The sequence below is a fragment of the Rhizobium sp. NZLR1 genome, assembly GCF_017357385.1.
In the GTDB taxonomy this organism is placed as follows: Bacteria; Pseudomonadota; Alphaproteobacteria; order Rhizobiales; family Rhizobiaceae; genus Rhizobium.
The window spans coordinates 4,511,257-4,525,372 of record NZ_CP071632.1 but is presented as its reverse complement, the minus strand read 5'-3'; the positions used below and the strand labels follow the sequence as shown (position 1 = coordinate 4,525,372).

General features: G+C 61.2%; 13 protein-coding genes. 5 read left to right on the top strand and 8 right to left on the bottom strand.

Translation table 11 applies throughout. From position 1 onward, the window contains the following. Position 1 precedes the first annotated feature (1 nt). From J3O30_RS22155 to bfr, 4 genes are all read left to right on the top strand, one after another. Positions 2-1,417 (top strand): DNA polymerase Y family protein, encoded by a 1,416-nt coding sequence (locus J3O30_RS22155; protein WP_246762704.1) that lies wholly within the window; start codon positions 2-4, stop codon positions 1,415-1,417. Continuing rightward, entirely contained in the window at positions 1,414-4,872 is a 3,459-nt protein-coding gene (locus J3O30_RS22150; RefSeq protein ID WP_207582278.1) for an error-prone DNA polymerase, read from the top strand. Before J3O30_RS22155 ends, J3O30_RS22150 begins: the two co-directional genes overlap by 4 nt. Positions 4,873-4,994: 122 nt before the next feature. Further along, positions 4,995-5,393, top strand: a complete 399-nt coding sequence (locus J3O30_RS33275; protein ID WP_246762769.1) for a (2Fe-2S)-binding protein — start codon at positions 4,995-4,997, stop codon at positions 5,391-5,393. Then, positions 5,359-5,844 carry a bacterioferritin gene (gene bfr / locus J3O30_RS22140; protein ID WP_003589587.1) on the top strand — a complete coding sequence of 162 codons (486 nt, stop codon included), beginning with the start codon at positions 5,359-5,361 and terminating at the stop codon, positions 5,842-5,844. The genes J3O30_RS33275 and bfr overlap by 35 nt, the downstream gene beginning before the upstream one ends. An 87-nt stretch (positions 5,845-5,931) precedes the next feature. Here the strand turns inward: bfr and J3O30_RS22135 are convergent, their stop codons facing one another. From J3O30_RS22135 to rsfS, 6 genes are all read right to left on the bottom strand, one after another. After that, positions 5,932-6,465 (bottom strand): RNA pyrophosphohydrolase, encoded by a 534-nt coding sequence (locus J3O30_RS22135; RefSeq protein WP_207582276.1) that lies wholly within the window; start codon positions 6,463-6,465, stop codon positions 5,932-5,934. 33 nt (positions 6,466-6,498) lie between these two features. Then, entirely contained in the window at positions 6,499-7,692 is a 1,194-nt protein-coding gene (locus J3O30_RS22130; protein ID WP_207582275.1) for a divergent polysaccharide deacetylase family protein, read from the bottom strand. A 76-nt stretch (positions 7,693-7,768) separates the two neighbouring features. Further along, complete coding sequence (locus J3O30_RS22125; protein ID WP_207582274.1) at positions 7,769-9,091, bottom strand: S41 family peptidase; 1,323 nt, start codon at positions 9,089-9,091, stop codon at positions 7,769-7,771. Further along, positions 9,081-10,481, bottom strand: a complete 1,401-nt coding sequence (locus J3O30_RS22120) for a murein hydrolase activator EnvC (protein ID WP_207582273.1) — start codon at positions 10,479-10,481, stop codon at positions 9,081-9,083. Before J3O30_RS22120 ends, J3O30_RS22125 begins: the two co-directional genes overlap by 11 nt. 163 nt (positions 10,482-10,644) lie before the next feature. Continuing rightward, a complete protein-coding gene (gene rlmH / locus J3O30_RS22115; RefSeq protein ID WP_207582272.1) occupies positions 10,645-11,127 on the bottom strand; it encodes a 23S rRNA (pseudouridine(1915)-N(3))-methyltransferase RlmH in 483 nt (160 codons plus the stop codon). Positions 11,128-11,245: 118 nt separating this feature from the next. Further along, positions 11,246-11,689 carry a ribosome silencing factor gene (rsfS, locus tag J3O30_RS22110; RefSeq protein WP_007632221.1) on the bottom strand — a complete coding sequence of 148 codons (444 nt, stop codon included), beginning with the start codon at positions 11,687-11,689 and terminating at the stop codon, positions 11,246-11,248. Between the two features lie 208 nt (positions 11,690-11,897). Here rsfS and J3O30_RS22105 point away from each other — a divergent pair, with 208 nt between their 5' ends. Continuing rightward, the gene (locus J3O30_RS22105; RefSeq protein WP_207582271.1) at positions 11,898-12,272 is read left to right on the top strand and encodes a winged helix-turn-helix domain-containing protein; all 375 of its coding nucleotides are present in this window, start codon (positions 11,898-11,900) and stop codon (positions 12,270-12,272) included. Here the strand turns inward: J3O30_RS22105 and modC are convergent, their stop codons facing one another. Together modC and modB are read right to left on the bottom strand one after the other, a co-directional pair. Then, a complete protein-coding gene (gene modC / locus J3O30_RS22100) occupies positions 12,273-13,340 on the bottom strand; it encodes a molybdenum ABC transporter ATP-binding protein (RefSeq protein ID WP_207582270.1) in 1,068 nt (355 codons plus the stop codon). Further along, positions 13,337-14,038 carry a molybdate ABC transporter permease subunit gene (gene modB, locus J3O30_RS22095; RefSeq protein ID WP_207582269.1) on the bottom strand — a complete coding sequence of 234 codons (702 nt, stop codon included), beginning with the start codon at positions 14,036-14,038 and terminating at the stop codon, positions 13,337-13,339. The genes modC and modB overlap by 4 nt, the downstream gene beginning before the upstream one ends. Between the last annotated feature and the right edge of the window lie 78 nt (positions 14,039-14,116).

Genomic DNA, 14,116 nt, shown 5'->3' with positions numbered 1-14,116 from the left:
GATGCGACTGACGGCTCTGGACGAGTTGGCCGAGAGGCTGGGCCTGAAGAAGGAGCAGGGCGTTGCCGAAGCGCGCGCCATGTACCCATTGCTCGAGGTCGCGGAAGAGGATCCGGAGGCCGACCGCCGGTTGCTGGAGGCCATTGCCGACTGGTGCGACCGCTATACGCCGCTGGTGGCGTTCGACGGCAAGGACGGCCTGTTTCTGGATATTAGCGGCTGCGCCCATCTCTTCGGCGGGGAAAAGACGCTTCTCAAGGATGTGCTGTCGCGGCTTTTTCATATGGGGTTCGATGCGCGCGGGGCGATCTCGTCGTCGCCAGGCCTTTCCTGGGCCGCGTCGCGCTTCGGGCAAGGCGGCGTGATCGAGGACGAGGAAACGGAGCATGTGCTGCTGCCCTTGCCGGTCGCGGCCTTGCGGCTGGAAGGACGAACCGTCGATGCCCTGAAGAAGCTCGGTCTGAAATATGTCGGCGACGTCATCGATGCACCGCGGGCGCCGCTGACCCGCCGGTTCGGCCCGGGGCTGCTTCTGCGTCTCGATCAGGCGCTCGGACGTGAAGAGGAGCCGGTCTCGCCCCGGCGTCCGGTTGCCAGTCTCTCGGCCGAAAGCCGCCTGATCGAGCCGATCGGGACGGAAGAACAGATCCTTGCCGTCACCAGGCAGGTCGCCATGTCGCTGCAGCCGTCGCTGGAGGCGCGAGGCGCCGGCGGGCGGGTGTTCGAACTGGTGCTGTTCCGGGTCGACGGCAGGGTCTTTCGTATCTCCGTCGGCGCTTCGCAGCCGCTTCGCGAACCAAAGTTCATTGCCGGGCTTTTTTCCGAGCGATTGCAGGCGGTCTATGACGATCTCGATGCCGGCTATGGTTTCGAAATCCTGCGGTTGAATGTGTTGCGGCATGATCCCTTCAACGAGGCACAGGCTGATTTCGAGGGCGACCGCCAGGGAGAAATCTCGCTTTCGGCCTTCGTCGATCGGGTCTCGGCCCGGCTTGGCGCGGATTGCCTGCAAAGCTTCCAGCTCCGCGAGAGCCATGTGCCGGAACGCGCCGTCATCACGGTTCCTGTGATGGATAGTCTTCCCAGGCGGAAAGCGGCGCAGGACATCCAACTTCCTTTCCGCCAAGAGCGTCCGCTACGGCTCTTTGCCACGCCGGAGCCGGTCGAAATCATGCTTGCCGAAGTGCCCGATGGCCCGCCGCAGGTTTTCCGCTGGCGGCGCATGCAGCATCAGGTGGCAAGAAGCGAAGGGCCGGAACGGATCGCCATGGAGTGGTGGATCGACGGGGATGACGCCGAGGCGCGTGACTATTTCCGTATCGAGGACGAGACCGGACATCGCTTCTGGATCTATCGTCGCGGTTTCTACGGCCGGGAACTTGATCCCCGCTGGTTCATGCACGGTGTGTTTGCATGAAGAGCGGGTCCGCATTTTTCGAGATCGGCGTGAGAACGAATTTTTCGTTTCTCGAAGGCGCCGCCAGTCCGGAAGAGATGGTCGTGCAGGCCGCTCATCTCCGGCTCGGCGGTCTCGGGATTGCGGACCGGAATTCGGTTGCCGGCGTAGTCAGGGCGCATGCGCAGGCGGAGCAGCTCGAGGAGAGATACAAGAACCGCGATGCGATTATGGCCCAGGCGGAGAAGCAAGGGAAAAAAGAAACGATTCTCCATCCGATCCGGGTTCAGCCGGGCGCCCGCCTCGTCTTTTCCGATGACACGCCTGATATCCTCGCCTACCCACGCAATCGGCGGGGCTGGGCAAATCTCTGCCGTCTTCTCAGCGCCGGCAATCTGAAGGAAGAAGCGGTCAAGGGAAGCTGCATTCTCACGGAAGCGGAGCTGATGGAATGGGGGGACGAGATGATGCTTGCGCTCGTTCCCGATCGCACCCTTATCGATCATCAGGCGGGTCAGTCGACGCTGGAAGATTATCTGGAACGATTTCGCAGACGGTTCCGCAAGGCTTTTTTTATGGCGCTGGCGCCAGCCTATGACGGCCGCGACAGGCAGGTCTTTGCGGTGCTTGCCATGCTTGCGGCACAAAATCGCGTGCCGCTGATTGCGACCAACCAGCCGCTTTATCATCATCCTGAACGCCGGCCGCTTTCGGATGTGGTGATCGCGATCCGGGAGCATATACAGATAGCGCAAGCCGGATTCCTGCTGGCGCCGAATGCCGAGCGCTACCTCAAGGATTCACGTGAAATGGTCCGGATCTTCCGGGACTATCCTGGTGCGATCGAAAATAGCCAGGCCTTCTTCGGCAAGCTGAGCTTTTCGCTGAAGGAATTGGAGCATAATTATCCACCTGAAAACGATCCCGGCGAAACACCGCAGCAGACGCTCGAGAGGCTGACGAGGGCAGGAGCCGCAAGGCGCTATCCCGAGGGTGTTCCGCTCAAGGTGGCGACGCAGATCGATTACGAGTTAAAACTCATCGGCGACAAGAACTACGCTTCCTACTTCCTGACGGTTCACAGGATCATCCAGCACGCCCGTTATGACCTCAAGGTCTTGTGCCAAGGACGCGGATCGGCGGCAAATTCGGTCATCTGCTATTGTCTCGAAATTACGGAAGTCGATCCTCAAAAGAGCACGCTGCTGTTCGACCGTTTCATTTCGATGGATCGCGACGAACCGCCGGATATCGATGTCGATTTCGAGCATGATCGGCGCGAAGAGGTCATCCAGTTCATCTACAGAACCTACAAAAGAGAACATGCCGGGCTGACGGCGGGGGTGACCACCTACCGTACCCGTTCGGCCGGCCGCGAGGTCGCCAAGGCCTTCGGGCTGTCGGAGGATGTCCAGTCGGCGATCAGCAGCCTCATCTGGGGCTGGTCGGAGGATAATCTTTCCGAGAGGGATGCAAAGGCGGCTGGTCTCGATATCAAGGATCCGGTCACCAGGAACGTGCTGAAATATGCCTCCGAGCTTCTCGGCTTTCCGCGCCACCTCACCCAGCATGTCGGCGGCTTCGTCATCACGCGGGACCGGCTCGATGAAGTGGTGCCGATCATGAAGACGGCAATGCCGGATCGCTACATGATCGAATGGGACAAGGACGATCTCGACAATGTCAAGATCCTCAAGGTGGATGTGCTGGCGCTCGGCATGCTGACCTGCTTGCGGAAGGGTTTTTCGCTGCTTGAACTGCATTACGACGTGAAGAAGACGCTCGCAGATCTCGGCAACAGGGAGCATGGAGACGAAGGCAGGCCGGTTTACGAGATGATGGGCCGGGCCGATACGCTTGGCGTCTTCCAGATCGAGAGCCGGGCGCAGATGAGCATGCTGCCGCGTCTTAAGCCGAAGGTATTCTACGACCTCGTCATCGAGGTGGCGATCGTCCGGCCAGGACCGATCCAGGGCGATATGGTACATCCCTATCTGAAGCGCCGGGAGCAGCGGGCCAAGAATATCCCGATCGAATATCCGAGTAAGGAGCTGGAAGCGGTTCTGGAAAGAACCCTCGGCGTGCCGTTGTTCCAGGAACAGGCGATGCAGATCGCCATCACAGCTGCAGGCTTTGCGCCTGGAGAAGCCGACAAGCTTCGCAGAGCGATGGCGACATTCAAGCGAACCGGCACGATCGGCAATTTCGAGAAGCGGTTCCTCGAGGGAATGGTCTCAAAGGATTATGCCCCGGAATTTGCACAGCAGTGTTTCAACCAGATCAAAGGCTTCGGTGAATATGGTTTCCCTGAAAGCCATGCCGCCTCCTTTGCACTGCTGGTCTATGCCTCCTCATGGCTCAAGGCCTATTATCCCGACGTCTTCTGCGCGGCGATGCTGAATTCCCAGCCCATGGGGTTTTATGCGCCGGCGCAGCTGGTGCGGGATGCACGCGAGCACGGGGTAAAAATCCTGCCGGTCGACATCAACGAATCCGACTGGGACTGCGGTCTGGAAGCGGCCGCTTTCGATCCGAATGCCATCGATTTTCGCCACCATGAGATGCGCGGGGTCATCAAGGCACGGCACGCGGTGCGGCTCGGCTTTCGGCAGATCAAGGGCGTTTCGGATAAAGAGATGGAGCTGCTCATCAGAAATCGAGGCAAAGGCTACAGCTCCGTTCGGGATCTCTGGCTGCGGTCTGGCCTGCAGAAATCCGTCATCGAGCGACTGGCGGATGCGGATGCGTTCCAATCCCTCAAACTATCACGACGCGACGCGCTCTGGGCTGTGCGGGCGCTGGATGTGAAGAGCGCCGCCGAGGAGCTGCCGCTTTTCGAGCAGGCCCGTCATCTCGACCTCCAGATCGAGCCTGCAACGAAGCTGCCTGAAATGCTGCCGGGAGAGCAGGTCATCGAGGATTATCGTTATCTCTCGCTGTCGCTGAAGGCGCATCCGGTCTCCTTCCTGCGCGAGGAATTGCGCAAGGTGGGCGTGACGCGCAATGTCGATCTTTTAAAGGTCGCAAACGGGCATCGGGTGACGATTGCAGGCCTCGTGCTGGTGCGCCAGCGGCCGGGTTCGGCCAAGGGCGTGATCTTCATGACGCTTGAGGACGAGACCGGGGTGGCCAATGCAATCGTCTGGAACAAGATATTCGACACATACCGTTCGGTTGTGATGGGCGCCCGGCTGGTGAAAATCCGCGGCAGGCTGCAAAGCCAGAGCGGTGTGATCCATACCGTCGTCGAGCATATCGAAGACATGACGCCGACGCTCGGTATCCTGCAACGCGAGGCCCGGCGTTTCGGGGTCTGCGAGCGAGCAGACGAAGTGCTGAGACCGGGAGTCGATCAGCGGCAGAAAAAGCTTGCACAAGAGAGGGCGGAGCTGGAAAAACGGATGGCTGCCACAGACAGCAATTCCGGCGCAGCGGAAACCGCTGTGGTGATGCCGCGCGGCCGCAACTTCCATTAATAAATATCGCACCGATCAGGGCCATGCGGTGCGCCTTCATCTGCTTTCTGGCTGCATCCCCCTGGAACCGCTACATAATCACCAGCGATATGCCTGTGGCCCGATTCGGACGCCGCTGTTCTCTGATGCGGGGCTCGAATTTTTTCTTGACAGCCACCATCTTCTTTAGCAGAAAACACGATAGTCAGTGTCATGTTTGGAATGAAGACGTGCTTGTCTGCAGCTGCAATTATATAACCGACAAGGAAATCCGGGAGGTTATCACCAACCTTCTCGACGAAGACTGTTGGCAGCTTATCGTGCCGGCGAAGGTCTATCACGCCATGGAAAAACGCGGTCGTTGCTGTGGCTGCTTTCCAAACGTCGTCGACATCATTGTGCAGACAACCGAGGAGTATCATGCCCGTCGCCACTCGACGGAGGCCGAGATATTTGATTTCATGTCCCGCTTGAAGCAATTCCATGAGGAAAACAGGAGAGCGGACATTGAAAGGCGACAAAAAGGTCATCGAGCGGCTTAACGAGGCGTTGTTCCTCGAGCTCGGGGCGGTCAATCAATATTGGGTTCACTATCGTCTGCTTGAGGACTGGGGCTACACCAAGCTCGCCAAAAAGGAGCGCGCCGAATCCATCGAAGAGATGCATCATGCCGACCGGCTTGTTGCCCGCATCATTTTCCTCGAAGGCCATCCCAATCTGCAGACCCTTGCGCCTCTGCGCATCGGCCAGAACGTCAAGGAAGTGCTGGAAGCCGATCTCGCCGGCGAATACGACGCCCGCGCGGCCTACAAGAAATCGCGCGATATCTGTCACGAGGCCGGTGATTACGTTTCGATGAAGCTCTTCGAAGAGCTGCTGATGGATGAGGAAGGCCATATCGACTTCCTCGAAACGCAGCTCGATCTGCTCGGGAAAATCGGCGAGAGCAAATACGGCCAGCTCAACGCCGATTCCGCCAACGAAGCTGAATAGTATTCGATGACAAACCGGCCGCCTGGGCGGCCGGTGTTCCGCATCTGACAGTATCAGGTGCCGACCAGTCCGCTCAGCCCGTATCGATCAGTCTTCCGATTGCAGTCCTGCCAGATGCTGGAATTCGGCCACCACCTGATCGTAGACGCTGCGCTTGAAGGAAACGATCAGCCTCGGCAATTCCTGCATCGGCTTCCATTCCCAGGAATCGAATTCCGGCTCGTGGCCGCCAGGCGGCGGATTGATGGCGATCTCGCTGTCGTCGCCGTCGAAGCGGAAGGCGAACCAGCGCTGCGTCTGGCCGCGGAACTTTCCCCTTAGCCCGATACCGATCAGTGCCGGCGGCAGATCATAGTTGATCCAGTCTCTCGCTTCGGCAAGCAAGGTCACCGTCTTGATGCCGGTCTCCTCGTAGAGTTCGCGGTAGGCGGCGTCCAATGGATCCTCGCCCTCGTCGATGCCCCCTTGAGGCATCTGCCAGAGCTGCGGCGAGCCGTCATACTCCGAATTGCCGTCGGGAATGCGTCGTCCAGCCCAGACAAGGCCAGCGCGGTTCAGGATCATTACGCCGACGCAAGGGCGGTAGGGCAGATCCTCGGCTTTCACGGTCGCCTGGCTCATCTTCTTCTCCGTTCAAGGATTTTCTCGGGGATTTCAGGGGTTACGAGGATCGGTGGAAAGGGCGGCGACGCCGACGATCTCGATGCCGCGCATCGCAGCCTCCTCGCTCCATTTGGCGATGGCGTCAACACTCTCATCGAAAGCCGAAGCGACGCCGATTGCCTGGCCGTTCTTGCGGGCAATGCGCTCGAGCTCGTCGAGCTTCTTCAGTACGGCGTTTATATCGAGCTGGCCATCGAGCTGCAGATCGGCGAAGGCATAGGGCAGTTCGGTTCCCTTGGCGACCGCCGCCGTCTTCGACTGCGCCGACGTGCCGTCGTCGAGGAACAGCAGGCCGCGCTTGCCGATATCGCGCATGACAGGTTCCATGGCGGTGGAATCGGACAGGAAACGTCCGCCGAGATAATTCATGACGCCGGTATAATTGGTGATCTCGCCCATCGCCTTGTGCAGGTTCTCGATATTGCGGGCGGGCGGTTTCGTGGTCAGCAGCGTTTCCGGACCGGGATCATTCGTCGGGTAATCAAACGGCTCGAGCGGCACTTGCAGAAGAATTTCGTGGCCGCCGCGGCGGGCTTCCTGCATCCAGCGCTGCAGGCTGTTGCCGCTTGCGGCAAAGGCAAAGGTGATTTCCTCCGGCAATTCAGCGATGGCGCGCTGCGTTCCGGTCTGGCTGAGCCCGAGGCCGCTGACGACGATGGCGATGCGGACACCGCGCGCGCCGGACGCGGGACGGGCATATTGATCCATCGGCCGCCGGCCATCGGGACCGACGATCGGAAGCCTGCCAAACGGGGTTTGTTCGAGCAGTGCTTCATTCGGCTGGGCCGCCATGCGCGGATCCTGGCCGATCTGCATGGCATCCACAAGCACCGGCCCGCTGCCATCGCGCGGGCGGGGGCTGTATTTGGTGACGACGGAGCCGTCGCCGGTGACCATCTGTTCGACAGTGGCGCCTGAGCGCGGTTCGGCGCGCGGCATGCCGTCCGGCGTCTTTGTGGCGGTTGTCGTCGGTGGCGGAGGCGTATTGGGGGGCGTTGCGGCTCGTTCTGCCGCTGGTGGTTTGGTGCGTTCGAGCCCATCGCCGCGAAACGCCGTATAGAGGGAAAAGCCGCCTATCGCGAAAAGACAAAGACTGGCGGCGATGCGGCCCAGGCGCAAAACACCCGGCCGCCGGCTGCCGGTTTTGCGGTTGCCGCCCAAAGGCGCATGCAGGTCCGTTCCCAATTTTTCGCCCGCTCCAAAACCGGGAAACAGCAGAAAGGGTCAAGGCCGGGCAACTCGCCCGGCCTTGAGGTGATCATTACTTGGCGACGACGGCTTTGTCAGGGTTTGGCGGGAAGGCCGGATCGGTCTTCTTGCCGCGCAGCAGATCGAGCGCGTAGTTCAGCTGAACGTCGTCCTTCGGGTCCGGCGGCACATAGGCAACCGAGCCCGAACCTTCGTCCGTCTCGCTCTGGCCCTTGATATGGCCGCGCAGACTGGATTCGCCTTCGGTCACCATCTTGCCCTGCAGTTCCTGCGGCAGCGGCTCCTCGACCTTGATGTCGGGGGTGATGCCGGTGCCTTGGATCGAGCGGCCCGACGGCGTGTAATAGAGCGCCGTGGTCAGGCGCAGCGCGCCGTTTTCGCCGAGCGGGATGATCGTCTGGACGGAGCCCTTGCCGAAAGAGCGTGTGCCGAGAACGGTGGCGCGGCGCAGATCCTGAAGAGCGCCGGCGACGATTTCCGATGCGGAAGCCGAACCGCCGTTGATCAGCACGATAACCGGCTTGCCATCCGTCAGGTCGCCCGGACCGGCATTGAAGCGGCGGGTTTCATCGGGATTGCGGCCGCGCGTCGAAACGACTTCGCCACGCTCCAGCAGGGCATCGGAGACATTGATCGCCTGGTCGAGCAGGCCGCCCGGATTGAGCCGCAGGTCGAGGACATAACCTTTCAGCTTGTCGGCCGGAACGGTGTCCTTGATCTTCTTGATCGCCTTTTCCATATCAGGATAGGTCTTCTCGGTGAAGGAGATGATGCGGAGATAACCGACATCGTCCTCGACACGCGACTTGACGGCCTGGACGGCGACGACGTCACGGACGATCGTCAGCTCGATCGGCTTGTCGGCGCCCTTGCGGATCAGCGTCAGCTTGATCGGTGTGTTGACGGCGCCGCGCATCTTCTCAACGGCGTCTTCCAGCTTCAGGCCGCGCACGGACTGGCCGTCGATCTCGGAGATATAATCGCCGGCGAGAACACCGGCCTTGGCGGCGGGCGTATCGTCGATCGGGGTGATGACCTTGACGAGGTCGTCTTCCATGGTGACTTCGATGCCGAGGCCGCCGAACTCACCCTTCGTCTGGGTGCGCATGTCCTCGGCGTCCTTCGCATTCATATAGCTCGAATGCGGATCCAGCGAGGAGAGCATGCCGTTGATGGCGTTCTCGATCAGCTTGTCTTCGGCCGGCGGCGTCACGTATTGGGCGCGCACTCGCTCGAAGACATCGCCGAACACCGAGAGTTCCTTGTACGTCGAGGATCCGGCCGCTTCTGCCGGCGCACCCGCCGAGTAAATGACGCTCATTGCGGTCGCACCCATCAATGCGCCGACCAGAACAAAAGAAGCCCTACGAATCATTGCGTGCCTTTCCAGTGTCTTTGGCGGTCCACCATGGTCGGGAATCGACCGGTTTACCGTCCTTTCGAAATTCAATGTAAAGCGTTGGCCGGTCCGTTGCCAGCGCCAATGCAGTTGCGCTTGCCACTCTTTTCGCACCCATCACGGCGAGCGGCTCGCCGGAGAAAACGAACTTTCCCTGACGGGTATTGATCGTATCCATTCCCGAGAGAACCAAGTGGTACCCATCGCCGGTGTCGAGGATGATCATCTGGCCGTAACTGCGGAAAGCGCCGGCGAAAACCACCAGCCCATCCGCAGGCGCCGTCACCACCGTCTCCGGATTGGTGGCGACCGTCATTCCCATGGCCTCGTGCCCGGTGCCGTCGGCATCGCCGAACTGGCGCAGGATATCGCCCGCGACGGGCACCTCCAATTTCGCCTTCAATTCTCCGAAGGGATATGCGGGCGCAATGCGGTTTTTATCGGGCACGCCGCTGTCGGCCAAGGCCTTGGCCTGGGCGCGCTGCTCGTCCGTCATCAGCTTGCGGTTCTCCTCCGCCTGGCGGGCAGCGGCAGCAGCGTCGCGCACCGAAGCGATCTCGGATTCCATAGAGGCGACAAGGCCTTCAAGGCTGGTCGCCTTGCCCGCCAGCTCCTCGGAGCGTTTTCTCTCGGCGGTGAGTTCGGTGGCATTGCTGCGGCTGAGCTTGTCGTTTTCGGCAAGCAGCAGGTCCATGCGCCGCTCTTCCTCGATACCGTTCGTCATCGTCGCGGTCAGGCCGGCCTTCTCGGCGGTACTTGCGGTCTGCAATGCGGCGAGGCTTGCAAGGTCTCCGGCAAGCTTGTCAGTCTCCTTGCGGATACCGGGCACGACGGCGCCGAGCAGGATGGCGCTGCGCACCGAGGCGAGCGCGTCATCAGGGGTGACGAGCAAAGCGGGCGGTGGGTTGCGGCCCATGCGCTGGAGGGCTGCCAGCACCTCGGCCAGGAGGCCGCGGCGCTCGTGCAGGGAGCGGCGGATGCCATCCTCCTTGACGCCGAGATCGGCAAGCTTCTTCTCGCTTGCCAGGATCTGCTTGTCGAGCGCCTTGCGGCGGGCCGCGGACTCGATCAGTGCCTGGCGGATGCTTTGCGTGCTCTTTTCCAGATCGGCGATGCTCTGTTTAAGCGCACTCACCTTGTCGGAGGAGAGGCTGATCGTTTTCGACAGGGTTTCGAGTTCGGTACGGGTCTGATCCCGTTTGGCGGCCAGTTCGGCGGCCGGATCGGGAGGCGCCGGCTCACCTGCCGGCTGCGGTGCCGATTGTGCTGCCTCGGGGGCGGCATCTTGCGCCAGGACGATGAAGGGATTTGCCGACACGGCAATCACCGCCACGCCGACCCCGGCTGCGATAGCCGGCAGGATCATGCGGTATCGCCTGGTTGCTTCTCTCGTCATGCGTGTTGGGGCACTTTCTCAAAACGCGTGCAGACTAAGCTGATTTGGCACGCTTTGCCAGAAAGTTTGAAGCATAACAGCCGGCTGACAGAACACGGCTGCGTGACAATGCGAATTGCCGAGCGGCGGGGAATCAGACGCGGTGATAGGGGTGGCCGGACAGGATGGTCACGGCGCGATAAAGCTGTTCGGCGATCAGCGTGCGCACGAGTTGATGCGGCCAGGTCATCTTGCCCAGGCAAAGCGTGGTGTCGGCACGGTCGTAGAGGGATGGATCGAGGCCGTCGGCGCCGCCGATGGCAATGGTCAGCTCGCGTTTGCCCTGGTCGCGATAGGAGCCGAGCAGGTTTGCGAAGGCTTCGCTGTCAAGCGCCTTGCCGCGTTCGTCGAGAAGGATGAGGATGCTGCCATCGGCAAGCGATTTCAACAGCAGCGCCGCTTCCTCGCGCTTGCGGGTTTCCCCGTTGGAAGCACGGCTTTCGGCAACTTCGGCAATACGGGACAGTTCGAGGCCGACGGCAGGGCCGGCCTTGGCGAAACGGTCGAAATAACGGGCCGCAAGATCCTTTTCGGGGCCGGATTTCAGCCGTCCCACCGCAAAAAGACCAACTCGCATTCATCCGCTCCTGCTGATGCGGCACATCTTGCGCACAAGGCGTCACCGGCCGGCTTCTGATGTTTTCCGGCCAGTCAATGCCACGTTTCAGGCGTCGGGCAGAATGCCGGACCGCCTGTCAGTGCCGTGTTTCTTCATCCATATCCGGAGCCGCCCACATCTTTTCGATGTTGTAGAACTCGCGGATTTCGGGACGGAACACGTGCACGATAATGTCACCGGTGTCGATCAGGACCCAATCGCCGCCCTCCTGACCTTCGACGCGGGCCGTGCCGAGGCCGTCGTCCTTCAGGTCGGTGAGCAGGTGATCCGAGATCGCCATGACATGCCTGCTCGAGCGGCCGGAGACGACGATCATGTAGTCTCCCAGCGCCGATTTTCCGGCAATGTCGATGGTGACGATATCTTCAGCTTTGGAGTCCTCGAGGCTGGCGAGGACGGTTTCTAGGGCGCGGGCGGCGGCATCGGCGCCACGTTCCGCACTCTTCGGGATAACGGCGAACGTTTTTCCCTTGGCGTGTACTGTTGTCAGTGCTTTCCCTTTCCTGGAATGACAAACCATGCACAACACAGATCCGATCGAGACCGGACCATGGTTAAGATAGGCATCAAACCACTAATGTTTCAAGACGCGCTAAGATACAGAACGGTCGAAAATCCGATCTGGCGTCCGAATTGAAGAATATTGCCGCGCGGGCTGCTTGTGCGGCCCGTGTACAGTTTCCGTACCGCGGCGTAAAGTGCGGCAAATTTCACGATTTCACGATTCGATGACCGATCCAGCCGCAAAAACCCTCGTGCCCGTCCTGCGAATCAGCTTCCCGGATGAGGATCGGCTCGGCCATGGGAAGATGGAGCTGCTGGAGCATATCCGCCAGACCGGATCGATCTCGGCGGCGGGGCGGGCGATGGACATGTCCTATCGCCGCGCATGGCTGCTGGTCAGCGAGATGAACCGGATGTTCTGCGAGCAGGTGGTGGAGCCGCAGCGCGGCGGGCAGAAGGGCGGTGGCGCAGCGCTGACGCCGTTCGGCGAGGAATTGCTCGAGCGTTTCCGCCGGATGGAAAAAACGATGCGCACGAGCCTTGCCGGCGATCTCGCCTGGCTCGAGGGCAAGCGCAACCTGCAGCAGCGACACGGCTGATCAGGCCTCCAGGGCCACGGTCTTGATGACGGCGAAGACGACACTTCCCGGTTGGAGATCGAGACGCTCGCAGGAGAGTGTGGTGATGCGGGAAAGAATGATATCGCCGTCGCAATCAAGCCGGATTTCCACCGTTCCGTCCTCGTCCGACGATATCGCCGCGATCCTGCCTTCGAGAATGTTCAGCGCGCTGAGGCCCTCGGGTCTGGTGGTCGCCAGCATGACGTCGCGGGACGGAATGCGGATGCGCACCGGTCTGCCTGAAGTAAGGGCTGCACTCGGAATATGGAGCTGAGAGGATTTCAGGGCGACGGTCGACAGGCGGTGACGCGGATCGAAGCTTTCGACGGTGCCTTCGAGGAGCGCGCCCGCCTCTTTCCGGTCGGCCGCCGCAGAGGGACGGCTCAATATGTCGACGGCGGGACCCGTCGCTTCGACCTTGCCGTCGCGCATGACGACGACCTGGTTTGCCAGCCGCGCCACCTCGGCGATCGAATGGCTGACATAGACGATCGGGATTTCCGTCTCGTCGCGCAGCCGCTCCAGATAGGGCAGGATCTCGGCCTTGCGCGCCTCGTCGAGGGCGGCGAGCGGCTCATCCATGAGAAGCAGGCGGGGCGCGGAGAGAAGGGCGCGGCCGATGGCGACACGCTGCTTCTCACCGCCGGAAAGTTTTGCGGGGCTGCGTTCCAGCAGCGGCTCGATACCGAGCAGGTCGACGATGTGATCGAAGCTTTCACCGCGTGCCGTTCGGGCCGCGAACCAGTGGCCATAGGCGAGATTGGCCCGAACGCTGAGATGCGGGAAAAGCCGGGCCTCCTGGAAGACATAACCGAAGCGGCGGCGATGTTTCGGGACGAAGATGCCGGTTGCTGTTTCGGTCAGGGGCTCGCCGTCGAGGACGACGCGGCCTTCGTCCGGGCGGGCGAGGCCGGCGATGATGCGGATCATCGAGGTCTTGCCGGAGCCGGAGCGGCCGAACAGCGCGGTGACGCCGCGTTCGGAGGTGAAGGCGGCGTCGAGCGAAAAGGTGCCGAGCCTCTGTTTTGCCTCGACAATCAGCGTCATTCCGGGTCGATCCTTTGGCCGGCGAGACGGGCGAGGAATTCGGAGGCGAGCAGCGCGGCCATGGAAATGACGATGGCGACGAGCGTCAGGCGCAGTGCGCCGGCATCGCCGCCCGGCACCTGGGTGAAGGTATAGATCGCCGCCGACAGCGTCTGGGTTTCGCCAGGAATGTTGGAAACGAAGGTGATGGTCGCGCCGAATTCGCCCATCGCCTTGGCAAAAGAGAGGATCATGCCGGCGATGATGCCGGGCAAGGTCAGCGGCAGGGTGATCGTCAGGAAGACCCAGAAGGGACCGGCGCCGAGCGTTCCGGCCGCTTCTTCGAGCTTGCGGTCGACCGCCTCGATCGACAGGCGGATGCTGCGCACCATCAGCGGAAAGGCCATGATGGCGCAGGCGAGCGCCGCACCCGTCCAGCGGAAAGAAAAGACGATGCCGAAATACTGGTCGAGCAGGCTGCCGATCGGACCACGGCGGCCGAACAGGATGAGGAGAAGGAAACCGGTGACGACAGGGGGCAGGATCAGCGGCAGGTGAACGATGCCGTTCAACACCGACTTGCCCCAGAAGCGACCGCGAGCAAGCAGCAGGGCGACGAGGATGCCGAAGGGCAGGCTCGCCAGCATGGCGACAATAGAGACACGCAGGCTGAGCAGGATCGCCGTCCATTCCTCATTGCTCAGGCCCAATATATTCAAATGCAGCTATCTCCAAGATCGAAGGCTCGCTCAGGCGAGCCTCAGTTTGACGACAAATCTCGCTCCTTCTCCGATGTC